25 protein-coding genes are annotated in these 25228 nt (G+C 54.4%); 16 read left to right on the top strand and 9 right to left on the bottom strand.

Translation table 11 applies throughout. From position 1 onward, the window contains the following. The first annotated feature begins 5 nt into the window (after nt 1-5). Complete coding sequence (locus Q0X28_RS06370) at nt 6-2522, top strand: DNA translocase FtsK (protein ID WP_298577148.1); 2517 nt, start codon at nt 6-8, stop codon at nt 2520-2522. Nucleotides 2523-2725: 203 nt separating this feature from the next. After that, nucleotides 2726-3889, top strand: a complete 1164-nt coding sequence (locus tag Q0X28_RS06365) for a TerC family protein (protein WP_298577146.1) — start codon at nt 2726-2728, stop codon at nt 3887-3889. Nucleotides 3890-3971: 82 nt separating this feature from the next. Here the strand turns inward: Q0X28_RS06365 and Q0X28_RS06360 are convergent, their stop codons facing one another. After that, a complete protein-coding gene (locus tag Q0X28_RS06360; protein ID WP_296237272.1) occupies nt 3972-4259 on the bottom strand; it encodes a YciI family protein in 288 nt (95 codons plus the stop codon). 48 nt (nt 4260-4307) lie between these two features. Next, nucleotides 4308-4853, bottom strand: a complete 546-nt coding sequence (locus Q0X28_RS06355) for an amino-acid N-acetyltransferase (RefSeq protein ID WP_296237269.1) — start codon at nt 4851-4853, stop codon at nt 4308-4310. A gap of 97 nt (nt 4854-4950) precedes the next feature. On the opposite strand from Q0X28_RS06355, the gene pgsA reads away from it, so the two are divergent. The 4 genes from pgsA to Q0X28_RS06335 all read left to right on the top strand — a co-directional run bounded on the left by pgsA (nt 4951) and on the right by Q0X28_RS06335 (nt 7475). Beyond that, nucleotides 4951-5577: a CDP-diacylglycerol--glycerol-3-phosphate 3-phosphatidyltransferase gene (pgsA, locus tag Q0X28_RS06350; RefSeq protein ID WP_367270674.1), complete on the top strand. Its 627-nt coding sequence runs from the start codon at nt 4951-4953 to the stop codon at nt 5575-5577. A gap of 3 nt (nt 5578-5580) precedes the next feature. Then, complete coding sequence (locus Q0X28_RS06345) at nt 5581-6063, top strand: CinA family protein (RefSeq protein WP_298577141.1); 483 nt, start codon at nt 5581-5583, stop codon at nt 6061-6063. Between the two features lie 126 nt (nt 6064-6189). Next, nucleotides 6190-6486 carry a helix-turn-helix domain-containing protein gene (locus tag Q0X28_RS06340; protein ID WP_298577139.1) on the top strand — a complete coding sequence of 99 codons (297 nt, stop codon included), beginning with the start codon at nt 6190-6192 and terminating at the stop codon, nt 6484-6486. Nucleotides 6487-6650: 164 nt separating this feature from the next. Then, a complete protein-coding gene (locus Q0X28_RS06335; RefSeq protein ID WP_298577137.1) occupies nt 6651-7475 on the top strand; it encodes a PspA/IM30 family protein in 825 nt (274 codons plus the stop codon). 102 nt (nt 7476-7577) lie between these two features. Here the strand turns inward: Q0X28_RS06335 and Q0X28_RS06330 are convergent, their stop codons facing one another. From Q0X28_RS06330 to Q0X28_RS06320, 3 genes are read right to left on the bottom strand one after another with little or no spacing between them, the layout of a single operon-like run. Continuing rightward, nucleotides 7578-8201: an energy-coupling factor transporter transmembrane protein EcfT gene (locus Q0X28_RS06330; RefSeq protein WP_298577135.1), complete on the bottom strand. Its 624-nt coding sequence runs from the start codon at nt 8199-8201 to the stop codon at nt 7578-7580. A gap of 12 nt (nt 8202-8213) precedes the next feature. Beyond that, the gene (locus Q0X28_RS06325; protein WP_298577134.1) at nt 8214-8891 is read right to left on the bottom strand and encodes an energy-coupling factor ABC transporter ATP-binding protein; all 678 of its coding nucleotides are present in this window, start codon (nt 8889-8891) and stop codon (nt 8214-8216) included. Next, the gene (locus tag Q0X28_RS06320) at nt 8888-9577 is read right to left on the bottom strand and encodes a biotin transporter BioY (RefSeq protein ID WP_298577132.1); all 690 of its coding nucleotides are present in this window, start codon (nt 9575-9577) and stop codon (nt 8888-8890) included. Before Q0X28_RS06320 ends, Q0X28_RS06325 begins: the two co-directional genes overlap by 4 nt. Before the next feature lie 89 nt (nt 9578-9666). On the opposite strand from Q0X28_RS06320, the gene Q0X28_RS06315 reads away from it, so the two are divergent. The 4 genes from Q0X28_RS06315 to miaB all read left to right on the top strand — a co-directional run bounded on the left by Q0X28_RS06315 (nt 9667) and on the right by miaB (nt 13250). Beyond that, nucleotides 9667-9891 carry a DUF3046 domain-containing protein gene (locus Q0X28_RS06315; protein WP_320617236.1) on the top strand — a complete coding sequence of 75 codons (225 nt, stop codon included), beginning with the start codon at nt 9667-9669 and terminating at the stop codon, nt 9889-9891. 149 nt (nt 9892-10040) lie between these two features. After that, entirely contained in the window at nt 10041-11102 is a 1062-nt protein-coding gene (gene recA, locus Q0X28_RS06310) for a recombinase RecA (protein WP_298577129.1), read from the top strand. A 3-nt stretch (nt 11103-11105) separates the two neighbouring features. Further along, entirely contained in the window at nt 11106-11711 is a 606-nt protein-coding gene (locus Q0X28_RS06305) for a regulatory protein RecX (protein ID WP_298577127.1), read from the top strand. Between the two features lie 39 nt (nt 11712-11750). Further along, the gene (gene miaB, locus Q0X28_RS06300) at nt 11751-13250 is read left to right on the top strand and encodes a tRNA (N6-isopentenyl adenosine(37)-C2)-methylthiotransferase MiaB (RefSeq protein ID WP_298577125.1); all 1500 of its coding nucleotides are present in this window, start codon (nt 11751-11753) and stop codon (nt 13248-13250) included. Between the two features lie 51 nt (nt 13251-13301). On the opposite strand, the gene Q0X28_RS06295 is transcribed toward miaB, so the two are convergent. After that, nucleotides 13302-14642 (bottom strand): DUF349 domain-containing protein, encoded by a 1341-nt coding sequence (locus tag Q0X28_RS06295; protein ID WP_298577123.1) that lies wholly within the window; start codon nt 14640-14642, stop codon nt 13302-13304. A 180-nt stretch (nt 14643-14822) separates the two neighbouring features. Between Q0X28_RS06295 and miaA the strand changes: the two genes are divergently transcribed. The 4 genes from miaA to hflX are packed head-to-tail and all read left to right on the top strand — an operon-like array spanning nt 14823 to nt 18837. Then, complete coding sequence (gene miaA, locus Q0X28_RS06290) at nt 14823-15755, top strand: tRNA (adenosine(37)-N6)-dimethylallyltransferase MiaA (RefSeq protein WP_298577121.1); 933 nt, start codon at nt 14823-14825, stop codon at nt 15753-15755. Between the two features lie 51 nt (nt 15756-15806). Then, a complete protein-coding gene (locus Q0X28_RS06285) occupies nt 15807-16577 on the top strand; it encodes an IclR family transcriptional regulator (RefSeq protein WP_298577119.1) in 771 nt (256 codons plus the stop codon). A gap of 12 nt (nt 16578-16589) precedes the next feature. Then, nucleotides 16590-17459, top strand: coding sequence for a diaminopimelate epimerase (dapF, locus tag Q0X28_RS06280; RefSeq protein ID WP_298577117.1), 870 nt, complete (start codon nt 16590-16592; stop codon nt 17457-17459). Further along, nucleotides 17452-18837 (top strand): GTPase HflX, encoded by a 1386-nt coding sequence (hflX, locus tag Q0X28_RS06275; RefSeq protein ID WP_298577115.1) that lies wholly within the window; start codon nt 17452-17454, stop codon nt 18835-18837. The genes dapF and hflX overlap by 8 nt, the downstream gene beginning before the upstream one ends. Here hflX and Q0X28_RS06270 read toward each other — a convergent pair. Beyond that, nucleotides 18823-19083: an HPr family phosphocarrier protein gene (locus tag Q0X28_RS06270; protein WP_296237236.1), complete on the bottom strand. Its 261-nt coding sequence runs from the start codon at nt 19081-19083 to the stop codon at nt 18823-18825. The genes hflX and Q0X28_RS06270 overlap by 15 nt on opposite strands. Nucleotides 19084-19199: 116 nt before the next feature. After that, nucleotides 19200-21269 (bottom strand): fructose-specific PTS transporter subunit EIIC, encoded by a 2070-nt coding sequence (locus Q0X28_RS06265; protein ID WP_296237234.1) that lies wholly within the window; start codon nt 21267-21269, stop codon nt 19200-19202. A 437-nt stretch (nt 21270-21706) separates the two neighbouring features. On the opposite strand from Q0X28_RS06265, the gene Q0X28_RS06260 reads away from it, so the two are divergent. Beyond that, nucleotides 21707-23467 carry a phosphoenolpyruvate--protein phosphotransferase gene (locus Q0X28_RS06260; protein ID WP_296237232.1) on the top strand — a complete coding sequence of 587 codons (1761 nt, stop codon included), beginning with the start codon at nt 21707-21709 and terminating at the stop codon, nt 23465-23467. 45 nt (nt 23468-23512) lie between these two features. On the opposite strand, the gene lexA is transcribed toward Q0X28_RS06260, so the two are convergent. Then, nucleotides 23513-24190, bottom strand: coding sequence for a transcriptional repressor LexA (gene lexA, locus Q0X28_RS06255; protein ID WP_296237229.1), 678 nt, complete (start codon nt 24188-24190; stop codon nt 23513-23515). A gap of 158 nt (nt 24191-24348) precedes the next feature. On the opposite strand from lexA, the gene Q0X28_RS08600 reads away from it, so the two are divergent. Beyond that, nucleotides 24349-25050 (top strand): LysM peptidoglycan-binding domain-containing protein, encoded by a 702-nt coding sequence (locus Q0X28_RS08600; RefSeq protein WP_367270673.1) that lies wholly within the window; start codon nt 24349-24351, stop codon nt 25048-25050. Nucleotides 25051-25228: the final 178 nt, after the last annotated feature.

Genomic DNA, 25228 nt, shown 5'->3' with positions numbered 1-25228 from the left:
TTACAGTGAGCGCTTCTCGGGCCCCACAGCAAGCACGACGTGGCAGCAGCATCGCTGCCCGTCGTCCTACTGCATGCCGAAACGCTGGAAAACGGCAATCGAATCGCCGTCCACAGACTCGCCGTCCGCAATCACCAGTGGCACAGCGCACCGCAGGCGCGTTCAGCGCTGTGGGACAGGGGCTGAAAAAAGGCTGGACAGCACTAGCAACCGGTGTCGGTAAGGGGGTACGGACAATTAGTCGTGCTGGTGAGATTGACGCGGGGCATGCGCGGGACGGTTGGGCTCTCTTTTGCCTTGCCCTGGGTATTATCCTCAGTGTCATGCTGTGGGCACCCATGTCCGTCCCCATCGGAGGATATGTCCTTGGGGGATTGAGCTACGTTGTGGGAACGGCAGTGCACCTGCTCCCAATCTTGCTTTTTGCAGCCGCTTTCCTGCTGATGCTTACCCCACCAATCAAGGAAGAGTGTCGCGTTCCCATCGCCCTCGGTGGAACGCTGCTGAGCTGGTCCGTGCTGGGCATCTGGCACATTGCCAGTGGCAGACCCCAAAACGTCCAGGAGGTTCAAGACGGTGCTGGTGTGATCGGCTTCATCACCGGAGAGCCGCTCGTGCGGGGACTCACCTCACCACTCGCCGTCATCATCTTCCTTCTCGTCGCATTCTTCAGCCTTCTGCTCCTCACCAATCGTCGCATTCAAGATGTGGGCGCCTACCTACGGACATCATGGATTACTATCCGAGGCTGGATTGCAGCCCAACGTGCGGAAGCCAGCATCATCCCCCCTGATGACGAAGATGAGGCGGAGGATACTGAACTCCAACCGGCCTACCTCTCTCGTAGCCCGGAAGAAAACTATCCGACGGAATCGGAGACCTCTGAACTTGCCCTCATGCGGCAGCAGTGGCGCGAACGAATCGCGAACTATGACGAAGACGACGCCGCTGACACCCCCACCGTCGAGGACAATTCAACGGTCGCGCATGTCGATGATGACGATGACGAACTCGTTATGAGTACGGAGTTCTCCGACACGGATTACGAACTGCCCGATGCAGAACTTCTTATCGCTGGTGAACCGGCACGGGGACATTCCCGCGCTAATGACCTCATCATCGATGCTATTAATGGAGTCTTCGAACAATTTGCGATTGATGCTGCAGTCACCGGGATGAGCCGTGGACCGACAGTGACTCGTTATGAAGTGTCACTTGGCTCTGGAGTGAAAGTCGAAAAGATCACCGGTGTGCAACGCAATATTGCGTACGCTGTCGCCAACGACAATATTCGTCTCCTCGCCCCTATCCCGGGTAAATCCGCCGTTGGTATCGAGGTCCCCAACACGGACCGCGAGATGGTGCGTCTTCATGATGTACTGACATGCGACTACATGCAGCGCAATAATGACCCGATGATGATAGGCATGGGGAAAGACATTGAAGGCGGCTTCGTCCACTCGTCCATCGAGAAGATGCCGCACCTGCTGGTCGCCGGTGCTACCGGATCGGGTAAGTCTGCCTTTGTAAACTCCACCCTCATTTCCATGTTGGTCCGCTCCACTCCAGAACAACTACGCCTCATTCTCATCGATCCCAAGATGGTTGAGCTCACTCCCTACGAGGGCATTCCTCATCTCATTACTCCTATTGTCACGCAACCAAAGAAAGCTGCGGCTGCGTTGGAGTGGTTGGTCGAAGAGATGGAACAGCGCTATAAGGACATGCAGGCCACTGGCACACGAAAGATTAGCGACTTTAATGCGAAGGTCGTGTCCGGAGAAATAACCGCACCGCTGGGCTCCGAGCGAGTATACAAGCCGTATCCGCGCATTGTCTGTATCGTTGATGAGCTCGCTGACCTCATGATGACCTCAGGAAAAGAGGTGGAAGACTCCATCGTTCGGCTGACCCAAAAAGCTCGTGCGGCGGGTATCCACCTCATTCTTGCCACCCAGCGACCTTCAGTGGACGTCGTCACCGGTCTCATTAAGTCCAATGTGCCATCGCGCCTGGCATTCGCCACCTCGTCTCTGACAGACTCGCGTGTCATTCTGGATCAAGGTGGTGCGGAGAACCTCATCGGTATGGGTGATGCACTCTTTATCGCGCAGGGCGGCCGTCCTGTGCGTATGCAGGGCGCATTTGTTTCCGATGAAGAGATCTACCGTATCGTCACCTTCATTAAAGAACAGGCCGAGCCAGAATATGAAGAGGGCGTAACGGAACAAAAAGCACAAGGTAGGGAAATCGATGAGGAAATCGGTAAAGACCTAGATGACCTCCTCGCTGCTGCAGAACTCGTTATCACGTCGCAGTTCGGATCGACGTCTATGCTGCAGCGAAAGCTCCGCGTGGGGTTTGCGAAGGCAGGACGTCTCATGGATCTCATGGAATCGCGTGGTATTGTTGGTCCGTCCGAAGGCTCGAAAGCCCGTGAAGTCCTGGTGAAACCGGAAGAGCTTGACGCCGTGATGTGGTCGCTGAAAGGTGGCGACCCACACGCTACGAACGAAGGCTAGCTGTGTCGTTAGAGCGCTTGTCCGACTCTTCTGTACACTGGACCGTGTAGGAGGGGAGTATCCCACATCCGCACTCGTCGTCAACACGTTAAGTCCGTACTTAACCGGCGAACGGGCTCAGTCCGCATTCTTAACGGTATGAGGATTGTAGCGGGAGAGACCTCCGGAGATTCGTGTATTTGCACATCCCCGGAGGGAGTTCTATGGAAGTTAATGCCTTAACATGGATCATCAGTGTGTTGGTGATCATCGGCTTCTTCTTTTTCGATTTCTATTCCCACGTTAAAACTCCACATGTCCCTTCCCTCAAGGAAGCTGCTCTGTGGTCGCTGTTCTATGTCGTTATCGCGTGCATCTTTGGCAGTTTCCTATGGTGGTATTGGGGAGAACCAGGCAACCCTCACCAGCATGGTATGGAGTTTTTCGCTGGCTACGTCACCGAGAAGGCTCTATCAGTAGATAATCTCTTTGTCTTCGCCCTCATTTTGGGTAGCTTTCGTGTTCCTGCGAAATATCAGCAAAAAGTTCTTCTCATCGGCATTGCTATCGCTCTTGCGCTGCGGGCTATCTTCATCGGGATTGGTGCTGCAGCTATCAACGCATGGGCATGGGTCTTCTATCTCTTTGGTCTCTTCCTGCTCTACACCGCCATCAAACTGGTAGTAGAAGAGTTTAAGGACGAAGAACCCAAACCGGTTAGTGAACGCGCGTCAGTGAAGCTCGCGTCGAAGTTCTTCCATGTGAGCCCTGAACTTCACGGGGATCGCATTATGTTCCGCCGTGGCGGCAAGGTAATGTTTACCCCGCTTTTCATCGCGCTCGTCGCGATTGGTTTTACCGACGTTCTTTTCGCTATGGACTCGATTCCTGCCATCTATGGTCTCACCAAAGAACCGTATATCGTGTTCATGACGAACGCCCTGGCGCTGTTGGGCCTGCGACAGCTGTACTTTCTTCTGCATGGTTTGCTTGATCGGTTATCACTGCTCAGCTACGGTTTGTCCATCATCCTTGGTTTTATTGGTCTCAAGCTGGTGTTGCATGCTCTCCATGAAAACAAGGTGCCTTTTATTAATAATGGTGAGCCTGTTCACGTCTGGCAGCCTTCCATTACTTTCTCGCTGCTCTTCATTCTTGGTGTCCTTGTCGTCACGGTGGTTGCCTCTGTCATTAAGAACGCAGTAGACAAGCGGCGCGGAACTCATGATCCAGAAGCGCCTATCGGAGAAGAAGAGGGGCAGCTTGCGGCCATGGATGCCGATGCAGTTGCGCATGCCCTGTCAGATGTGGGCTATGACGACGATGAGCCTCTTTTCCCTCACCCCCATCTTCGTCGGCGCAATAAGAAGAAGCCTGCTACCGACTAAGCTCTTGTCGCCGCCGACGACACAAAAGAAAGGTCCTGACTCCCCGCAGCGAGAGTCAGGACCTTTCTAGTTTGTCGTCAGGTTAGCAGTCAGTGAAAGCGCCGAGCACCGACTTCCACTCACGGCAGGACCGATCCACGACCATACCGTTCTTGTAGAACGGATCCTGGTTCATAAAGTCGGTAGCTTCTTCTTCGTCCTTTGCCTTCACCAAGATAAGGGCGCCTTCACCGCTGGTGAACGGTCCAGAGGCGAGAACGATATCGTGTTTTGCTCCCTCACCAAGGTAACCACGGTGCAAGGGACGCAGTTCATCCATCTTGGCGGCATTTGCGTCGTCATACACATAGCTAAATGCGAAAACAGACATGGTTTTCTCCTCATGATGGTCCAGTACTAACAGAAAATATTCTGAGTTCTATTTTAGTGCGGGACAGTGTGGTTCCACATGAGCTAGCATGCGCGTATTGCCAAGTGTGTTTGGCTTTACGGAGGACAAGTCGAGGAATTCTGCTACGCCAGCATCGTAGGACCGCAGCATCTGGTCATAAATAGGCCTGCTAACTGGGGTTCCTTCGATAACTTCGAATCCATAACGAGCAAAAAAGTCCACTTCGAAGGTGAGGACAAAGACTCGATTCAGCCCTAATTCACAGGCTTTACTTAGCAACGTTGTGACAATTCTATGGCCAATGCCTTGCCCCTGAACATCAGGATGGACCGCGACAGTTCGCAATTCGCCCAAGTCCGACCACAGTACATGTAGTGCTCCGCACCCCACAATTTGGCCATCAAGTTCCACCACGACGTACTCCTGGAGCGCCTCGTAGATGTCGATGAGATTCTTGGCAAGAAGAATCTTGCCAGCATAGATGTCAACCAAGGCTTTAATCCCAGGGACATCATAGGTGGTGGCAGCCCGTACACTGACGGCAGCGGGACCGGCAGCGGGAGAGTTTGTCATAGCAACCAGGATAGCGCCTCGACAGGGGTTAGGGGAGAAGGCAGACTAGGATGGTACCTGGCTATGCACTACCGACAGAAGGATGGGCTACATGGCGATGGCGGAAGAATCCCGTGTGAAAGTATGGAATATCCCGAACGTTCTAACAGCTATTCGGATTATCCTTGTGCCCGCATTTCTGGTAGTTCTTTTCTGCGTAACCCCGGAAGTTACTGCTCGTATCTGGGCTGTTGTGGTTTTCTGTATTGCGATGGCGACGGATACTGCTGACGGTCGTATTGCCCGCCGCTACGGTCTCGTCACTGACTTTGGCAAGATTGCCGATCCAATTGCGGATAAGGCCATTATGGCGGCGGCACTTATCAGCCTGAATATTGTCGGAAAACTCTGGTGGTGGGTGACAGTTGTTATCCTCATTCGGGAAATTGGTATCACCATTTGGCGTCTTACTGTTCTCAAGGATCGCGTTGTTCCTGCTAGCCGCGGCGGTAAGGCCAAGACAATGGCACAAACGCTGGCTGTCTTCCTCCTCCTCATTCCCTACGATGGTTGGCTTGCCTGGTGCGGTTGGATCGTCATGGGTGTGGCTCTCATTCTGACTGTTGTTACCGGTGTCGACTACATTTGGAAGGCCTATCGTTCTCCCCATCCGGGAGAGGCTTCCGCATCGGCGACAAATTCCGATGGCGAAGCCTCTGATGCCGGCAGTAGGAACCGCGGATAACCCGTGGAGACGGTGCAATCTCCCCTAGCGGTGGCGACAATTGCGGAGTTGAGTAAGCGTGGTCTCACCATTGCTGCAGCTGAGTCGCTGACCGCTGGTATGTTGTGTGCGAGTCTTGCAGCAGTACCAGGTGCCAGTGCGGTGCTGCGCGGTGGTCTTGTTGTCTATGCCACCGATCTCAAACATCGCTTGGCGGGTGTATCTGCCGCTACGCTTCAGAAAGTAGGCCCTGTTGCGGAAGATACCGCTGCCGAGCTAGCAGAGGGGGCGAGACGAGCGTGCCAAGCTGATATTGGGATTGGACTCACTGGAGTGGCGGGACCTGCCACGCAGGGGGGACATCCAGTGGGAACGGTCTTTATTGGTGTGGCTTTGCCGCATGGACCGGTCAGCGTTCGCGAGTGTCATTTTCGGGGAAGCCGGCAGGACATTCGACAGCAAAGTGTCGATATCGCTTTGGGTATGGTGTGTGATCTTCTCAGTTAACATACATATTAAAAAGTAGTATTAATATCATGCTTTTAAGGCTGTGAACTGGCTATTTAAAGATAATCCTCCCTCTTCTTAATGGCGTAGAGAAAATTCGGGAATTAATTCGCTCACAGCGTTGTTGTGCTGAATGTGAATAACGCAGCGACTACTAATACCCGCCCCCTTCTTCGTGAAGCCCTGGGCGCAGTTCTCCGAACCTACCGTCTCGATGCCAACCGCACTCTTCGTGATGTGGCAGAAGCAGCCCGCGTTAGTTCCGGTTACCTTTCTGAGCTCGAACGTGGCCGTAAAGAAGTGTCATCGGAAGTTCTCCGGTCTATCTGTGACGCCCTTGGTGTGAATCTCGCAGTAGTGTTACTGCGAGCAGCATCTCTGATGGGAGTTGAGCAAGATTCCCGTCTCCGCGTAGTTGCTTAACTTCAACACAGTAGATAGTCCGTTTCAGGCGAAAAGTGTGCCGAAGTAGCTCACCTACAACGTTCGCTCGTTCTGTACTATCGGTGGTAGCAGCTCCCCATCGGGAGGATGCTCCATCAGCGGCATCACACAACTTGCTGATCTGTCTACGTTGAGGAGTAGGAATGGCCAATCCCTTTGTTAAGGCCTGGAAGTACTTGATGGCAAAGCTCGACCTTACGGTTGAGGAAAACGCAGATCCTAAGGTGCAGATTGAACAGGCGATTGCAGAGGCAAAGCGTCAGCACCAAGAACTGTCCCAGCAAGCTGCCGCCGTTGTCGGTAATCAGCGCCAGCTTGAGATGAAAATGAACCGTCAGCTTGCTGATGTAGAGAAGATCAAGAACAACGTTCGTCAGGCTCTCCTGATGGCCGAGGATGCCCGTAAGAAGGGCGACAAGGACAAGGCTGGCGAATACGAAAATGCTGCGAATGCTTTTTCTGCGCAGCTTGTAACCGCCGAGACTGCTGTTACCGACCTGAAGTCTCTCTACGCTCAGTCTAGCGGAGCATCAGATGCCGCCCGCGCGGCTGTTGAGCGCAATGCGCGTGTCCTCCAGCAACAGCTGGCAGAACGCACCAAGCTTCTGAATCAGCTGGATCAGGCCAAGATGCAGGAGAAGGTGGTTCAGACTATGCAGCAGCTGAACGCCTTCGAAGCAGACAACGTTGTCCCCAACCTTGAGCAGGTTCGGGAGAAGATTGAAAGCCGCTATGCCCAAGCTATGGGCCAGACTGAGCTTGCGAATGGTGGCATGGCTACCCGCATGATGGAAATTGAAGCCAACTCCTCGGAGATGATTACCAATAACCGTCTTGAAGAGATCCGTGCACAAATGATGGCTGCGGGCGAACTGCCGGGTGGGGAGAGCTCTTCCCCTGAGCAACTCGCTGCTGCTCCAGAAGAGACCGCGGCGCCTGTCGACGCTGGTGACACTAACGTTGAATGAGACTCCTCCTGTCGAACCGGTTGATAACCGTTTTGCTCAGTAAGTTGTAGCTCAGTCCTCGATACTGCGCAGTACTATTCTCTTACGCTTTAAGGCTCCCCGTTAGTGGTCCGGTGAATCATCGATTCCCCGGGCCACTAACGCATCTGCAACTTCGTCAGCATAGTGCAGGATCCGGGAAAGTAGAGGAGTGGTAAGAGCACGAAGAGAACGTGTAGCACCCCGGGACCACAGAGACTCTCGGACCTCATTCACCATCGCAGAGATGGCTGGAATAGTCTGCAGAGTGAGAGCGAAGGCCAAAGCAATGCGGTCAGTAGGCGCCCCTAGACAATGAAGTGGACGGAGTAGGATAGCGTAGCCGTCGATCATCTCTGTCACGCGCGTGGTGAGAGTGATGCTAATAGCCGCAAGAATACAGCAGAGGATTATGCCGGTAATGCGAAGCGCTTCTTGCCAATCGACCGCCCACCACTGATAGAGACCGATGAGGACGAGAAGGGGAAGAGTTGGCCATATCTGCGTCCAAATGATGCGAACCGGAGCATGCACCACAGCAAGAAGTATGCCTACCAGTACGAGTGGTACGGCTACCCAAGAAACCTGGCGGCAGCCGGCCGCGACAGCAACCACCCAGAGCACTAATCCCACAAGCTTAGCGGCAGCGGGTAGACGGTGGAGGAACGATGTTCCCGGGTAGTACACCCCAAGTGTTCTAATAGCCATCGTGCGCGCCTGCTAGTTGTCTAAGAATGCGTCATAAGCCGCTAATGCTTGTGAGGGACTGTCGTCTGCGAGAATGCTGCCGTTGTTTAATACCAGCACGCGATCCATCTGTTCGAGAACGGAAAAATCGTGGGATACGACGACAATCTGTGCATCCATTTCATGGAACACGGTTAGAAGATGGCGCGTATTGCGCCTATCCAACAGTGCGGTAGGTTCATCGGCAAGCACGAGTTGGGGGTCGATAGCCATGATGGAGGCTATGGCAAGGAGCTGTTGCTGCCCACCGGATAGTTCATGTGGCGAGGAGCCCGCCCGGTCCGCTAATCCAAAATCCGTGAGATGACGGAGCGCCTGTTGCCGCCTCGTTTGTTTATCTTTAACGCGAGACCGCAGGGAGAACTCAACATCTTCGATGAGGGTGGGCATGAGGATTTGTGTACGCGGATCGGAAAAAATGAAGCCAGTATGCTGGCGGATCTTGGCACGCGCATTCCGAGTGCTAAGACCGTTGACAATCACCTCACCGCGGGTGGGAATGATGAGTCCATTTAACATTCGAATAAACGTTGATTTACCCGATCCATTGGGGCCGGTAATACCGATGCGTTGTTCTGTGAGAACTGCAGAGATGTGGCGAAGGACAACAGTATCCTCGAATGCGTGGGAAACGTCCTGTAGTTCAATCATGATTGTTGCTCGTCTCCGGGAGCACTATCCCAAGTGGGTGTAGTGTCTTTCTCTCGTCGTGGTTGAACCGGCATTTCTGCGTCTAGCTGTTTGAGCGTGTCCAAAGCCCGCTTCTCTTCACCAGGCAGAGGCCGAATATGGGGAAGGGCTTTCAGCTGTGCGGCAGTAACCGCCGCTGCTACAACGATCTTGAGGAGGTCTCCGGGGAGATAGGCCGGCAAGGTGACGACAGCGGCAGTGAAGGAAATACGGCCAATAACCATCATTCCAGCGATACCAAAGGCATAGTTGATGACGATGCCACCGAGGAGACCAGCAAGAATATTGATGCCTACATTTCTCCCCGTGCGCCACTGTGTGATGAGTCCGATGACCGCAGCGGCTGGGAGATATCCCAGGAAGAACCCAGCCGTGGGGGAGGCGAGTGCAACGAGACCTGAGCGTCCTCCCGCCAGAATGGGGAGGCCGGTGCAGGCGAGTGCGATGAAGAGCAGTGCGGCTAGCGCACCTCGTCGTGGTCCTAGGACCATTCCCATAAGAATGATGCCGAGATTCTGCACTAGGATGGGGACGCCAAGTGGGCCAGCGGGTAATGGAGGAATGAAACCCAGCACAATTGTCACCGCAGCGAAAACAGCAATGTACGCTACGTCTCTGGCGGGGGAGGAAGAGTGGGAAGTAGACATAAGATGAGATTTAGTAGACAGTGTTCAATGATGTTCTGAGTAGACCATATGTCACAAAGCGTAAACCTCGCTAGGCTTAGCGTGTGCGAATGACAGAATTCCAGGTAGCACTCCACCGAGAATTTGGAGAGATGGTGGGGGATAGCCTCCTTAATGACACGGTATTGAGTGATCTTGATGGAAAAACTCCCCAGGAAGCACTAGATGCCGGCTATGACATTCGAGAAGTGTGGCTCGCACTCTGTCGGCATCAGCAAGTTCCGGCGGAAAGACAATGGGGACCGGACATCGGTGCGGGCGACATGGTGGATTAATAGTGCTGAGAACCCTGCATGGCACGATCATTAAAGTAGAAATTCGAAACTGTGTTCTATTAGACTGTGGATAATCGAACTTTTGTTACTAGGTCTCTTTATAGTGGGCAGTAACAACAGCGAACGACACTGCAAAGGAGAAACCACTCATGGCCGCTGGAAAAATTCCCGACCGTTCTAAGGCCTTGGAGCATGCCCTGGCACAGATCGATAAGCAGTACGGTAAGGGATCGGTGATGCGCTTGGGCGATGAGCAGCATCAAGCAGTTGCGGCTATTCCTACCGGTTCAATCGCCCTGGACATTGCTCTCGGTGTCGGTGGTTTGCCACGTGGTCGAGTGATAGAAATTTATGGTCCGGAGTCATCAGGTAAGACGACGGTCGCCCTTCATGCAGTAGCAAACGCCCAAAAGGCGGGCGGAATTGCCGCCTTCATCGATGCCGAACATGCTCTCGACCCCGAGTATGCGCGCGCACTTGGTGTGGATACCGATGCGTTGCTCGTTTCGCAGCCTGACACAGGAGAACAAGCACTCGAAATTGCCGATATGCTCGTTCGCTCGGGAGCCATCGACATCATCGTGATTGACTCTGTTGCCGCGCTGGTACCACGTGCCGAAATTGAAGGCGAGATGGGCGATAGCCACGTTGGCCTGCAGGCGCGATTGATGAGCCAAGCACTTCGTAAAATGACTGGCGGGCTCTCCGCCTCTGGCACTACCGCCATCTTCATCAATCAGCTCCGTGAGAAGATCGGTGTGATGTTCGGATCCCCCGAAACAACCACGGGTGGTAAAGCCCTCAAGTTCTACTCATCGGTACGTCTGGATGTGCGTCGTATTGAGACTCTGAAAGATGGTACAGAGCCTGTCGGCAACCGAACTCGTGTGAAAGTGGTTAAGAACAAGGTTGCGCCACCCTTTAAACAAGCAGAATTTGACCTTCTTTATGGGCAAGGTATTTCTCGCGAAGGCTCCATTATCGATATGGGCGTCGAACAAGGGTTTATTCGCAAATCCGGATCCTGGTACACCTACGAAGGCGATCAACTAGGACAAGGAAAAGAAAAGGTACGTGCCAATCTTCGGGAGAATCCTGCCCTCTGCGATGAGATCGAAGAAAAGATTCTCCGCAAACTTAAGATCGGTGCTTACGCCAATGAACCCGATGATGAGGCAGCTATTACCGATGATGGTTCAGTGGATTTCTAAACCTTGACGATAAATTACGACCATCGGCAGCACACCCTCCACGCTCTTCGGGAGGCAACCGAGAGTGTGCTGTCCTCATCGTCTCATGGTGGAGACGAGCTCACCGACGATCTTCCTGATCGCGCTAGAGAGGCTGCGCTGCGGCTCCTTTCTGTCCGTGAACGGAGTAGCAGGGAGCTTGCCGATCGCCTCCGAGATAAAGGTTTTCCTACAGAAATTGTGGACGACCTCGTCGTACGTTTTAGCGAAATCAAGCTGCTCGATGATGAGCGATTCGCACGTGAATGGGTTACCTCACGCGCTCAACACAGTGCACGTGGGAAAAGTGTCCTCCGTCAAGAACTACGTCACAAAGGGATCCCCTCTACCATTATTGACGCGGCACTCGAGAGCCTTCCCTCAGAACTGGAGGAGGATAGTGCACGGAGGCTTCTCTCCCGAAAACTACGAGCGATCGATCCGGATAGCCTCAGCGACCGTGAGATCTACCGCAAACAACAGCGCCGTCTTTACAACATGCTGGCCCGGCGGGGGTTTTCCAGTGAATTGGCACAGCGTGTCACCCAAGATACCTTAACCGAGCATCGCGCCAACTCGTTCTTGAAATAAGAGAAGTTCCCCAGCTCGGGTAAACTGGGAGACCTGCCCATGCAAACAGCATCCAGACAGGAGGGGAACGCAGTGGAGCGCAGGCAATACGAGATCCGCACCTTTGGGTGCCAGATGAATGTCCACGATTCTGAACGGATCGCCGGAGTTCTCGAAGCAGATGGCTACACAAGCTTTGACGGCGAAGGAACACCAGATCTCATCGTGTTCAATACCTGTGCTGTGCGCGAAAACGCAGCTAACCGCCTCTACGGAACGCTGGGCCTCCTCCGCCCCTTGAAAGACGATAATCCCCGCCTACAATTCGCTGTCGGCGGCTGTCTTGCCCAAAAAGACAAAGATGACGTCCTTGCCAGAGCGCCATGGGTAGATGTTGTCTTCGGAACGCATAACCTTGGTTCGCTTCCCGTACTCTTACGCCGTGCTCGCCATAATCAGGAAGCACAGGTCGAGATTTATGAGTCACTTAAAGAATTTCCTTCGGCCCTCCCTGCGAAGCGAGAATCCTCCTATGCTGCCTGGGTGTCAATCTCTGTGGGGTGTAATAACACGTGCACATACTGTATCGTCCCTTCACTTCGCGGTAAGGAGGTCGATCGCCCGCCAACAGATATCGTTGCGGAAGTCCAGAGCCTCGTTGATGAGGGCATCCAGGAAATCACCCTGCTCGGACAAAACGTCAACTCCTACGGAATGAGCTTTGCTGACCCGAAACGCCCGCGGAATCGTCAAGCCTTTTCTGAACTATTGCGAGCTTGTGGAGAGATCCCGGGGCTGGAGCGTCTGAAGTTCACCTCACCCCATCCGGCAGAATTCACCGAAGATGTCGTGCTCGCAATGGCGGAAGTTCCTGTGGTGTGCCCACAACTTCATATGCCACTGCAATCTGGTTCAGACCGCATTTTGCGTGCGATGCGTCGCTCTTATCGACAAAAGAGGTTCCTGAGCATTGTTGAAAATGTTCGGGACCATCTCCCCAACGCCGCCATCACGACGGATATCATTGTCGGATTCCCCGGAGAGACAGAAGAAGACTTCCAAGAAACCCTCGATGTTGTTGAACGCGTTCGCTTCAGCAGTGCATTCACGTTCCAATACTCACCTCGCCCCGGTACCCCAGCAGCAGAAATGGGTAATCAAGTACCGGCGGAGGTAGTCCAAGAACGCTACGACCGGTTGGTAGCGCTGCAGGAGCGCATCACCTTAGAAGAAAACCAGAAGCTTGTCGGTACAACCCAGGAATTGCTTGTCACCGCACACGACGGCCGGAAGAACAACGCCACTCAGCGTCGCAGCGGACGTACTCGCTGCGGCAGGCTCGTTCACTTCACCGATCATAGTGCTGAAACAGTCCGCCCTGGTGATATGGTCAGCGTCACCATCACCGATGCGGCTCCACATCACCTTCTCGCCGATGACGGTATCCTTTCTGTTCGGCATACCAAGGCTGGAGATAACTACGAGGCCGGGATTCAGCCCCAAGTAAAGCCGGTAGGCACAGGGTTGGGAATACCCACGTTCCGCACTGCAGAAGCATAGTAGGCGAGCTTTCTCCAGCTACTGATACGTGGTGACAACGGTCTGATGCCATTACCGTCCGTTGAGCGAGTCCTCTGCGGCCTTCGCCCACTCCGTCCACTGGGCAGCCTGTGCGCGAGCCTTTTCTGCATCCTCCGTTCGGCCAGATTTTTCTGCCTTTTCCGCTTGAGCCTCAAAGTCCTTGACACGGTTCCAGAACTGTTGAGCGCGCGCCTGTACTTCCGGATCTGTCCGTTGCCACTCAGCCTTTTCCATCTCAGCAACATGGCGTTCAAGGCTCCGCAATGCATCGTCGAGAGCCCGCATGTCGGCGCGGGGAACACGTCCAATCTGCTCCCATTTGCTAGCTAGCTCGCTCAAAAGCGAGCGAGCTTCAGCATGGTCCCCCGCACCATTAATACGTGGTGAATACTCCTCGAGGAGGGCACTCTTAGCGGCGCCGTTGGCCGCAAACTCCGAGTCTCGCTCATCCAGCACAGCCTTACGCCGATCAAAGAAGTTATCCTGAGCCTTCTTGAAGCGTGCCCACAAGGAATCATCGACGTCCTTCTGCGCGCGACCTGCCTTCTTCCATTCTGACATCAAATGGCGGTACTCGGCAGCGGTGTCATTCCACTCCTCAGAATCTTGAAGTGCTTCTGCCGCGGAGACAAGCTCTTCTTTACGTCGCGCAGCTGCTGCGCGAACGCGGTCGAGTTCCGCAAAGTGAGAACCGCGACGCCGGTTGAAACTCTCCCGGGCACGAGAGAACCTCTTCCACAATGCATCGTCCGTTTTCCGATCAATGCCGTGAATGGTCTTCCATTCTTCCAAGATGTCCCGCAAACGGTCACCCGATTGCTTCCATGATGTGGCAGATGCACCAATTGCTTCAGCTTCTTCGACAAGCTTTGTCTTCCTTGCAATCGCGGCATCGCGACGCTGCTGGCGAAGTTCCTTTGCCTTCTCTTCTGCAGTAAAGGACTTTTCCACGACTTCTTGCAGCCGCTCATCTAGCGCCGCAAGATCACCAATAACTGCAGCAGTAGCTAGAGATTCCTTCAAATCTTCTGCGTGCTTGCGCGTCGTGGCAGCTTCCGCCGGATGGCTCTCAAGACGCCGCTCAAGCAGAGAAACTTCAGTAACGAGGTCGTCATAACGGCGGCCGAAATGGGCAAGCCCTTCCTCTGGGGCACCCGCCTGCCATGTTCCGATGAGGCGCTCTCCGTCGGCCGTCTTCACCCATGCAGAACCATCCTCGTCAACGCGACCCCATTTTTCCGGCTGTGAACGTGGGGGAGCTACCACGGAGGTGCGGCGACGTAATTGTGCAGGGCTCGGACCTACAGCAGGGGTACCAGAGGTAGGGGGGACGGGAGCTGAAGGGGTAGGGGACGGTGTGGTATCGGACATTTCTGCCTCATCTCTGCCGCGCGGCACGGCTGCCAAAGTTAAAGTGCAGCACATTCTCCACAAGAAGGTGCGTATCTTCAGGGTAACGAGTTACACCCCATTTTTGCCTAAAAACCGCAAGAATTTCGAGATGTGGGAAGATGACTACAATAGACCCCACCGACGAAAGAAACCCTCTCGATGCCAACGCCTCCACCTACTCCGGTTGCCGTTATCGGTCCTACTGGATCCGGTAAGTCAGCACTAGGTCTTGCCCTTGCGGAGCGCCTAGATGGCGAAATTGTGAACTGTGATGCCATGCAGCAGTACCGCGGCATGGATATTGGAACCGCCAAGACACCCGTGGCGGAACGCCGAGGTATTGCACACCACCAGATTGATGTGCTGGAGGTGACGGACACTGCCACCGTCGCCCGCTATCAAGAGGCGGCTCGAGCAGACATCGAACGCCTCCGCAGTACTGGGATCATCCCCATTATTGTGGGAGGGTCAATGCTGTATATCCAGTCCTTGCTCGACGACTGGCGCTTTCCTCCGACTGATCCAGCGGTGCGTGCTTATTGGGAAGCCCAACTGGCAGAGCGAGGCGTCGCGGATTTGCATCGAGAATTGGCTCAACGGGACCCAGTAGCCGCCCGGACGATCCTCCCATCAGACCCACGTCGCACGGTGCGCGCTCTGGAGGTCATGGATCTTACTGGCCAGCCTTTCACCGCCTCTCAACCTCAACGAGGGGAGTCTCCCCGATGGGGAACTCACATGATTGGTCTAGCTGTCGATGTTGACTGGCTCGATCCTCTTCTTCTACGGCGGACTCAGCAAATGTTTGCAGATGGTTTGGTGGAGGAAGCGCGGGCGCTCTGTGACGAGGGCCTCCGCGAAGGTGTAACTGCCGCTCGTGCCATTGGATATAGTCAAGCCTTAGACGTCATTGACCATCGTCTTTCCGTGGAAGAAGCAGTGGAAAGTACCTTTGTGGCAACTCGGCGCTATGTTCGTCGCCAGCGGTCCTGGTTTAAACGGGACGAGAGGATAAACTGGTGTACAGCATCGACGGATTCTCTTGCTGACGAAGTTTATAACGCCCTTCCAGCACTACGGGAGACACCGTAGTTGTCGGGAACACCACTTGTAGGCTTTTTCACACGATAAGGACAATAGGCAATGGTTGATGAGTCAGTCTTCCGGTTTAGCGGTGATGACTCGAAGCGAGGACACGTTCAATCTGTGGACCGTTCTCTCCAATTGCTTGATGCGTTGGCTGATCTGGGAGGGATGGCTTCTCTCTCCGATCTCGTCGCCCACACGAACCTTCCCGTCGCCACTATTCATCGGCTCATCGGAACCATGCGTGATGCCGGCTACGTTCGGCAAGAAGCCAATCGCCACTATGCACTCGGCGTCCGGCTCGTACGTTTGGGGGAAAGCGCCGGCCGGCTGGTGGGTGACTGGGTTAAGCCCACTCTGCAACGCCTCGTTGACTACACCGGTGAAACCGCCAATATGGCAATGCTCGATGGTAACCAGGCGGTCTACATGACAGGTGTTCCCTCACCCCATATGATGCGCATGTTCACTGAAGTAGGTCGGCGGGTTGGTGTACACAGCACTGCCGTGGGTAAAGCACTCGTCGCCTGCCTAGATGACGTCACCATTATAAGAATGTTGGAGACGCAAGGTATGCGCCCTGATACCGAGCACACCATCACCGACCCCGAAGAGTTTCTCGAGCATATCCGTATTGTCCGTGAGGCAGGCTATGCCACGGATGAACAGGAAAAAGAGGCCGGTGTACGGTGCGTCGCAGTAGCCCGCGTCGTTGGTTCCACTCCGATTGCGCTTTCCGTCTCTGGGCCCGAAGCCCGCTTCACCGTAGAAAAACGCAACGCTGCTGTCGCCGTTCTCCAGGAGGCGGCAAACAATATGCTCTGCTAGTAGGCTGTCTGCATGATCTTTCTTAAAGCTCACGGAACGCAGAATGACTTTGTTGTTCTCCCCGATCCAGAGTGTGCAGTGCGCCTCAGCGCCCCCTACGTTGCTCAGTTGTGCGATCGGCGTGCCGGTATTGGTGCCGATGGCGTCATTCGTTTGAGTCGTGCTAAAGATTTGCTTGTTGCGGGAGAACTCACTGCATTACCCTCCGGGGTTCACCCTGATGAGTGGTTCATGGACTACCGGAACGCTGACGGCAGTATCGCTGAGATGTGTGGGAATGGTGCTCGTGTCTGTGCACACGTACTTGTTGCCCGCGGTTTTTTGCCAGCAGATACTGAACAGGGAGCATTCGGAACTCGGGCGGGGAGGAAAGAGTTTCGCATCCACGATTATGCGGATGACGGTACCTGGGCAGATGTAGAGATCGCGATGGGGGAGGTCGAGCTGATGGGAATCTCCTCGGCAGAGTTCGCCGGTCAGCATGTCGCCGGACTTGCACTGTCCGTTGGTAACCCGCATCTCGCGTGCGTCCTACCGAACCTCAACGCGGAACAACTGGCAGCAATGGATTTCCGTCAGCCACCAGAGTTCGATACAGAGTTCTTTCCGGCGGGTTCCAACCTGGAGATTCTTACCCCGCTGAGAGAGGGACGCACCTCCATGCGGGTATATGAACGTGGTGTGGGAGAGACTCAATCGTGCGGTACTGGCACTGTCGCCAGTGCCTTCGTTGCACTCGCTGATGCCGGTATTGAAAATGGCATAGTCACTATTTCTGTTCCCGGTGGTGAGCTCCAGGTGAGATTTACCCCGGAGACGAGTTTCCTCCGTGGCCCCTCTGTCATCGTTGCTGAAGGAGAGTACTTCGAGCCCTATGCATGAACCAACCCGCGGTGAAATGGAATTGGAGGAGCGATCCTCCTTACACCATGTGGTGGGTCTTTCCACCGAACTCCAAGACATCACCGATGCTGAGTATCGAGAACTTCGTCTAGAGAAAGTTGTCTTGTTCGGTGTCTGGACCCAAGGGTCAGTCGCACAGGCCGAAGCAGCTATGGCTGAGCTAGCGGCACTTGCCGAGACTGCTGGAGCTGCGGTACTTGACGTGTTGATTCAGCGGCGTGACAAGCCGGATCCCGCTACCTACATTGGATCTGGGAAAGTGCGCGAAGTAAAGCAGGTGGTGGAGTCTCTCGGCGCGGATACCGTCATCTGTGACGGTGAACTCTCTGCAGGTCAACTCATTGCGCTAGAAAAAGCCATTAACGTCAAAGTGATTGACCGCACCGCGCTTATCTTGGACATCTTTGCACAACATGCCTCCTCCTCGGAGGGTAAAGCACAGGTCACACTGGCACAGATGGACTACATGTTGCCGCGCCTGCGAGGCTGGGGTGATACTCTGTCGCGGCAGGCAGGCGGTCGCGCTGGTTCTAATGGCGGTGTCGGTCTGCGTGGTCCAGGTGAAACCAAGATCGAAACTGATCGCCGTCGTATTCGGCATCGTATGGCCAAACTACGGCGTGAGCTGGCGGAGATGAAATTGTCCCGGCAAACTAAGCGACAACGGCGGCGTGCAGGGGATACTCCATCCATTGTGATTGTGGGATATACCAATGCGGGGAAATCTAGCTTGCTGAACCGGATTACAGGCGCTGGTGTGCTCGTCCAAGATGCGCTCTTTGCGACGTTGGATCCCACGACTCGCCGTGCGGAGCTCCCCGACGGTCACTCTGTTATCTTGACTGATACCGTAGGATTCGTTCGCTACCTTCCCACCCAACTCGTCGAAGCATTTCGCTCGACGCTGGAAGAAGTAGCTGACGCTGACATTATTGTGCATGTTGTCGACGGCTCTGACGGTTTCCCTCTGCAACAGATCGAATCGGTTAACGATGTGTTGGCGGATGTTGTTGCCGAATATGGGATCGATCTGCCACCGACCGTCATCGTGATCAATAAATGCGATGCAGCTGATCCTCTAACATTAGCGCAATTGCGGAGTGAAATCCCGGATGCTGTTTTTGTATCGGCACACACAGGGGAGGGGATGGATGGTTTCCTCGCGGCCCTCTCCCGGCTACTAGACGAACGAGAAACTACCGTTCACGCACTTATTCCCTATGATCATGGAGAGCTCGTCTCCCGGTTGTACGAGCATGGACGGGTGCTCAATGAAGAACACGGGCCCGATGGGACGACCATCGAAGCCCGTGTTCCGCGCGCGCTAGCACAACAGCTTGAATTATTCCGCGTCTAGGTCCTTCGCAACCAAGTCGGCGATGGAGTCCACAGCGGCGACATTCTCCGATTCAATGGTGACAGTTTGGCCATGTTCCACACCAAGGCTCATGATGAGCAGGGCGGAAGTGGCATTCACCGGTTCTTCGCCGTCAACTGCGATGGTGATTTCTTCATCAAATTTGGCAGCAGCATCGGAGATAATGCCGGCTGGGCGCGCGTGAAGGCCAATGGCGGAGCCAACAACAACATCTTTCGCAGTCATAATTCCTCAGGTCTCTGTGAAGCTTCTTGCAATGATTCTAGTTTACGCAGCGGCAACGGCGAAAAACGGTGAACGGAGCAGCCGACTTCACCCCCGCGGATGTCCTGTCAACCGACTCATGCAGCGGCCGCTGCGGTTTTGTGGCCAGCATTCTTCCTCCTTACCACCGCTTTCAGGAAGATGACGACGATTGCAGTCGTCACCGTGCCAGCTGCTACGGCGGCAAGGAACCCTAATGGGTTGTCCATTGCAAAGAGGACGAAGATCCCTCCATGTGGAGCTCTACTCCCAACATGGAGAGCCATAGAAAGGCCACCAGCAACTGCCCCGCCTAGCGTAGTGGCGGGGAGCACACGGAGTGGATCGGATGCAGCGAAAGGCACAGCGCCTTCCGTCACGAAAGAAAAACCAAGTAGCCAGGCCGCTTTCCCGTTCTGCTGTTCATTGGCAGTGAAAAGATTTTTGCGGATGACCGTCGCAAGAGCGAGACCCAGCGGAGGTACCATGCCGGCAGCCATTGTCGCTGCCATGACGGAAAATGCTGCCCCTGATTGTGCTGCTAAACCTGCCGTGGCGAAAAGGTAAGCAGATTTGTTGATTGGTCCACCTAGGTCGGAGCACATCATTACGCCCAGCAGGACACCTAGCAGAACTGCTGAAGTATCGCTCATCTCAGCAAGCCACGTTTGAAGCCCACTCATGGCCCAGGCCAGGGGTTTGCCTAGGCCAAATACCATCAGAGATCCCACAATAAGGCTGCCGAGGAGCGGCAGAATCACGACCGGCATGAGTGTTTCTAGCCACTGTGGGACGGGGATAAGTCGGAATAACAGAACGACCAGTCCGGCGAGGAGGCCAGTCACAATTCCACCCAGGAAACCGGCTCCAAGGAGTACAGACACTGCACCCCCGACAAAGCCTGGTGCAATTGCTGGGCGCCCACCAAGCCCATAGGCAATATATCCGGAGAGGACTGGGATGATAAAACTCATCGCTGTCTGGCCTAAGGCATAAAACACTGATCCTATGTAGAGGGCTAAGCCGCTTCTACTTGTGGTGAGCTGCACACCATGGCGGTCTCCCACAAAGTAGTTCACCTGTGGCGGAAGATCATTTAGGGAGTAGTGGGTGAGCACTTGCCGAGCCACTCCACCTACTTCATAGCCCCCAATGAGAAACCCCAAAGCGATGAGGAGGCCTCCGGCCGCGATGAAGGGGATCATGTAGCTGACCCCTGTCATCACCGCTTGTCCTATTCCCGAGAGTTTTCCTCGCAAAGATGCAGGGATGCTCTTGATAAATGTGCTGCGGGTGCGGTGAGGGCGGTTGCGATGGGCGCTCCCACTGTCGAAACCCGCTTCGCCGCGGGAGAGACGGGCAAGCTCTACTGCTTGCTGGATGACGGTATTGGGTGAGTTGAGAGCTTGTCGAACACCGACGGAAATGGAAGGAAGGTTGACAAACCTATCCCGACCACGGATGGCTACATCGGACGCAAAAATAACGACGTCGGCGTTGTCGATTTGCCGGCTTGTAAGTTGTGTATCGTCGCCTGCCCCTTGTGTCTCCACGGACAGCTCGACATCGGGGAAGTGAGATTGAACGGCTAGCTCAAGTGCTTCCGCCGACATATAGGTATGGGCGATTCCGGTGGGGCAGCCGGTGACAGCGAGCAGCTTGATTTTATGATTACGTGCGGGGGCAGGCGGAAGGAGCGGCCCAGAGTTGCCTAAAGGACCGTTAAGAAGCTGGAAGACATCTGCAGGTTCTTCTGCTGTACGCAGTTGTGTCAACACTTCATCATGAACCAGAGCCCGCGCCAGGCGGGAGAGGAGTTTGGTGTGGCTGATGAGGCCGTCGAGCGGCGTTGCCAACATGAAGATGAGATCCGCTGATCCGTCAGTGGCACCGAAATCGACAGGATGGGACAGGCGTGCAAAGACAATGGTGGGGAAAGCGATAGCTTCCGTTCGGCAATGGGGAATTGCTATGCCACCCGGGAGCCCCGTGGCAGACTGGTTTTCCCGGGCTTGAAGATCCTGTGCAAGCTGGCGTGCGTCACCGGATCGGCCGATGTCTTCGACACGCTGAGCAAGAGCGATGATGACATCACTTTTTGTTGCTCCGAGATCAACGTCAAGGAGGACGGCATCCGCCGACAGAATGGTGAGGAAGCTGGGCGCCATAGGGTTGTCTCAAGCCTTTCTGTCTGAGTTGTCTATGCGTGCGGTATCGGCGTGTCGAGCGTACTACCTACGGGGTCATGGAATGTGGGGTAGCAGCGACTAGGGAGGCGGCCTACCGGTTATGCCACTTGCGAGGAAGACCTTTGCCCGCCTCTACAAGGGAAGTGAGGGAAGGGAGGGAAGGATTCGCTCGTGGTGAATATCACCAGATATCCCCTCAATTATCTTACTGAATCGTGCTGTGCTCGTCGGAAAAAGAGGTTGCAGCAACTGTTGCAATTGCTATTGAAAAAAATCACAGTTGCGGCTAAGGCTACAATTTGACCGGGTAGCAACGATTGGGCATATTTAGGGGTGTAAAACATCCGCCCAGCATCAGGCCCCTTCTCGTATCGAGTTGGGAGGAGTTTCCCCGGAATCAGTGGGGAGTTAGCGCGATGAAGGTGTATATGAACAACGCCGGACCAACCAACGACCAGAGCAGAGTACTACAAGGTATTGCCGTAGTACCTGGTGTCGTTAATGGGTCCATCGCGTGGTTCCGGCGAGGGCCAGAGCTTCCCCGGCGTGGTTACCGAGTAAAGGTTGCTGATCGCCCTGCAGAGCTTGAGCGGTTTCATGACGCCCTCGATGATGTTGCAACAGGACTACGTGAGCAAGCAGATCGACTGACGGGGGTTACCGCCGACGTCATCCGATCGAGCGTCTATCTGGTCACTGATCGCGGTTGGGTCGGACCGGCAGAGCGGGATATTACCGCTGGTATGACTGCGGAGGCAGCTACCGGTCATCAAATTAGCCGTTTCATCGAGCTTCTGGAACGGCGCGGCGGGTTTGCTGCAGAGCGAACGGCAGATCTCCGAGATATTCGTGATCGCATCGCGCGACGTTTACAGGGGATTGACGAACCAAGTCTTCCCAAGCTGACTTCCTCTTCTATTCTCGTTGCAGATGAACTTGCACCTGCTGACATTGCGGCAATCGACCCGAATTCTATTGGTGCCATTGCGACGATTCGTGGTGGTCTTACTGGGCATATCGCTATTGTCGCTCGTCAGTTGGGTATCCCGTACGTCACCGGCGTGATGGACCTGACAGTTCTGTCAGAGGGGACGAGTGCGCTGCTGGATGGTGTACGCGGTTTGGTGATTGCCAACCCTCCGACCTCCGTCGTTGCCCAGCGTCTTGCTTCTGATGAGCGTCATCGTGAACAAGTAGAAACATGGTCGGGTCCTGCACAGACTCGCGACAAAGTGCCAGTTTCGCTGCTCGCCAACGTGCAAGATGAGAACACTATCGAAGAGGCCTGCCATGCCATGGTTGATGGCGTAGGGCTTTTCCGTACTGAGCTCTGTTTTATCAACCGAAGTGTTGAACCTAGTGTTGACGAGCAGGCCGGTATTTACGAGAAGGTCTTCCGTGCATTCGGAAATCGTGTGGCTATACGCACCTTGGATTCTGGATCTGACAAGCCCCTGAAGTTTGCACATACCGGACGGGAAGAGAATCCTGCCCTCGGAATGCGAGGAGTCCGCATTGGACTGCAGAATGAGGATCTTCTCATTCGCCAACTTGATGCGATTGCAGAGGGTGCGCGCCAGGCAGGCTTGCCGTCGGATACTGCACCACGAGTGATGGCTCCTATGATTTCACGAGTGTCTGAAGCGCGGCGTTTTGCAGCGATGGTACGCGAGCGTGGCCTTGTTCCGGGTATTGTCGTGGAAGTTCCAGCGACCGCGATTATGGCTGAGATGTTTATGCGGGAGGTAGATTTCTGCTCCATTGGTACGAACGACTTGATTCAGTACACCATGGCGGCAGATCGTCTTTCTGCTGATCTTTTTGAGCTTACAGATCCGTGGCAGCCAGCAGGTTTGCGGCTGATCAATAGTGTCATTGAAGCGGCTAAGAAGTGCGGTAAAACCGTCTCTATTTGTGGTGAATCAGCCAGCGATCCCTATCTAGCACAGGTTTTCGTGGGGATGGGAGTTGATGCTCTCTCTATGGTTCCCAGTGCCGTACCTGAGGTGGGTGTCGTCCTTGAAAAGTGGGATATGCACCATTACCAGGAATTGGCTCAGGAAGTTCTTAAAGCTGAAGGTGCGCACCATGCTCGCCGTATTGCCGCGGACTTCTTCGCGCAGCTTAAAGAGGACGAAGGGGCTGTCGGTGAACTCCCAGCGGAGATGACAGGATAGTTTGCCTGATTTCGCCGTTCGGGGGGGGCGATCGCCAGGGTCCTGTTAGACCTTGCGGAGTACTGCGACGACTTTACCCATGATGCGGGCATGTTCGCCGGGGATAGGATCAAAAACCGGATTTTGCGGCATCAGCCACACCCCCGAGTCATTGTGGAGAAAAGTCTTTACTGTCGCCTCTTCGTCGATGAGGGCTGCAACGATGTCGCCGTTGTCTGCGACATTTTGGGAACGCACGATGACCCAGTCGCCGTCACAGATCGACGCGTTAATCATTGATTCACCCACTACCTGCAGCATGAAGAGATCGCCGTAACCCACCACATCGCGGGGGAGGGGCATGACATCTTCAATATTCTCTTCCGCCAGGATTGGAGTGCCTGCCGCGATACGACCCACTAGAGGGACAAAAGCGGCAGTGTCGTCACCACTGGTATCGGTGAACGTGGAGCTAGCTGTCGGTTCCTGTGGCAGGCGTTCTACGTCTACTACCTGCATTGCCCGAGGTTGATTGGGGAAGCGCTTAATGAAGCCGAAGTTTTCCAAGTTGTCCAGTTGGTAAGAGACCGATGAGGTGGAGTTGAGTCCAGTCGCGTCGCAGATCTCGCGAATAGTGGGGGGATAGCCGCGTAAGTCATTGGCATCTTTAATGAAGTCGTAGATGCGTCGTTGACGGTCTGTCAGATCGTGATAGTTCGGACGTCTGCGGGATGCGGCTGCCATAACTGACTCCTCTGCTGGTCAAAGTGGCTTACTTTCAGGTTACGGGCGACATCTATCAAAATCAAACATTTGTACGAATGTTGAATGTTTTGATTTTTTGTTACAGGGATTTGGTAAGACAATGATGTCCCCATGATAGTTCGTACACATGTTCGAAAATGATGTACACTACTTGTATAGCCAGCAACGACGAGAGGAAAGAGGTCATAGAAATGGTGACGATGTCTTCCTTGGGTGGTACTTCAGCACTGTGTCCTACTGGATCTGAAAATGTGATCCATTCATTAACACTAGATAATGTGTTCGATAGGGGGAGGAGTTGTGGCGTCTCCACTCGCCGTGGTCGTGGCATTCCACTTCGAGCGGGCGCTTTCGCGAGCCCCTCCTCTGTGGTTGCTTCTCAGACGCGCGTACAGGCCCCCTCATTGCGGCAACGGGCTGGTCGTGGATCATTTGTTTATGAGCGTCCGCGACGTGTTCGCACAGCTCGTTCTCGAGCAGGTGTGGTTTCTCCTCTGGATAACTCCGCAGTATCGTCGTCCTCGGAAGCTCAGAGTTCTACTCGCGGCGCGCTGCACAATCCGGCTTGGGGACAGGCGGCTATTATTGTCCTATTGATGGTGACCCTTGGGGTACTTGCTTTTACTATTGCCCAATTAGTGGGTGATCCGGCGGCATCTATCCCGACGTCTCTCACGACCATCAGTGTGCGAACCGGAGATACCCTGGGAAGCATAGCTTCCCACTACGCTCCTCAGACAGATACTGCTGCTGTCATCGATCGAATCCGTGACCTTAATGAACTTCAGTCGACTGCACTCCTACCAGGACAAGTTCTAGTGGTTCCGGCGGGTCTGTGACTCAATATATTGATCTAGAGGCTTACAATAATGACACTGGGCGCTCTAAAGAAAGCCGTAGTAGCGTCCACACATTCGCTGTTCGGGTATGTGAGAGGTAGAGCTGCAATGCGCTGTCCGTTCTGTCATTCGCCGCAGTCCCGTGTTGTCGACTCCCGTTCCATTGATAGTGGGAAGA

Source organism: uncultured Lawsonella sp. (assembly GCF_947252745.1).
In the GTDB taxonomy this organism is placed as follows: domain Bacteria; phylum Actinomycetota; class Actinomycetes; order Mycobacteriales; family Mycobacteriaceae; genus Lawsonella.
Note: the sequence above shows the minus strand (reverse complement) of the source record. Positions and strands in the feature narration are given on the sequence as shown.

What these genes read in the sequence shown, in the direction of transcription:
- miaA (WP_298577121.1), top strand. Translation starts at nt 14,823, where the DNA reads ATGCCAACGCCTCCACCTACTCCGGTTGCCGTTATCGGTCCTACTGGA.
- Q0X28_RS06335 (WP_298577137.1), top strand. Translation starts at nt 6,651, where the DNA reads ATGGCCAATCCCTTTGTTAAGGCCTGGAAGTACTTGATGGCAAAGCTC.
- recA (WP_298577129.1), top strand. Translation starts at nt 10,041, where the DNA reads ATGGCCGCTGGAAAAATTCCCGACCGTTCTAAGGCCTTGGAGCATGCC.
- Q0X28_RS06315 (WP_320617236.1), top strand. Translation starts at nt 9,667, where the DNA reads ATGACAGAATTCCAGGTAGCACTCCACCGAGAATTTGGAGAGATGGTG.
- dapF (WP_298577117.1), top strand. Translation starts at nt 16,590, where the DNA reads ATGATCTTTCTTAAAGCTCACGGAACGCAGAATGACTTTGTTGTTCTC.
- Q0X28_RS06365 (WP_298577146.1), top strand. Translation starts at nt 2,726, where the DNA reads ATGGAAGTTAATGCCTTAACATGGATCATCAGTGTGTTGGTGATCATC.
- Q0X28_RS06320 (WP_298577132.1), bottom strand. Translation starts at nt 9,577, where the DNA reads ATGTCTACTTCCCACTCTTCCTCCCCCGCCAGAGACGTAGCGTACATT.
- hflX (WP_298577115.1), top strand. Translation starts at nt 17,452, where the DNA reads ATGCATGAACCAACCCGCGGTGAAATGGAATTGGAGGAGCGATCCTCC.
- Q0X28_RS06355 (WP_296237269.1), bottom strand. Translation starts at nt 4,853, where the DNA reads ATGACAAACTCTCCCGCTGCCGGTCCCGCTGCCGTCAGTGTACGGGCT.
- pgsA (WP_367270674.1), top strand. Translation starts at nt 4,951, where the DNA reads ATGGCGGAAGAATCCCGTGTGAAAGTATGGAATATCCCGAACGTTCTA.
- Q0X28_RS06295 (WP_298577123.1), bottom strand. Translation starts at nt 14,642, where the DNA reads ATGTCCGATACCACACCGTCCCCTACCCCTTCAGCTCCCGTCCCCCCT.
- lexA (WP_296237229.1), bottom strand. Translation starts at nt 24,190, where the DNA reads ATGGCAGCCGCATCCCGCAGACGTCCGAACTATCACGATCTGACAGAC.
- miaB (WP_298577125.1), top strand. Translation starts at nt 11,751, where the DNA reads ATGCAAACAGCATCCAGACAGGAGGGGAACGCAGTGGAGCGCAGGCAA.
- Q0X28_RS06270 (WP_296237236.1), bottom strand. Translation starts at nt 19,083, where the DNA reads ATGACTGCGAAAGATGTTGTTGTTGGCTCCGCCATTGGCCTTCACGCG.
- Q0X28_RS06260 (WP_296237232.1), top strand. Translation starts at nt 21,707, where the DNA reads ATGAAGGTGTATATGAACAACGCCGGACCAACCAACGACCAGAGCAGA.
- Q0X28_RS06325 (WP_298577134.1), bottom strand. Translation starts at nt 8,891, where the DNA reads ATGATTGAACTACAGGACGTTTCCCACGCATTCGAGGATACTGTTGTC.
- Q0X28_RS06285 (WP_298577119.1), top strand. Translation starts at nt 15,807, where the DNA reads ATGGTTGATGAGTCAGTCTTCCGGTTTAGCGGTGATGACTCGAAGCGA.
- Q0X28_RS06265 (WP_296237234.1), bottom strand. Translation starts at nt 21,269, where the DNA reads ATGGCGCCCAGCTTCCTCACCATTCTGTCGGCGGATGCCGTCCTCCTT.
- Q0X28_RS06360 (WP_296237272.1), bottom strand. Translation starts at nt 4,259, where the DNA reads ATGTCTGTTTTCGCATTTAGCTATGTGTATGACGACGCAAATGCCGCC.
- Q0X28_RS08600 (WP_367270673.1), top strand. Translation starts at nt 24,349, where the DNA reads ATGATGTACACTACTTGTATAGCCAGCAACGACGAGAGGAAAGAGGTC.
- Q0X28_RS06330 (WP_298577135.1), bottom strand. Translation starts at nt 8,201, where the DNA reads ATGGCTATTAGAACACTTGGGGTGTACTACCCGGGAACATCGTTCCTC.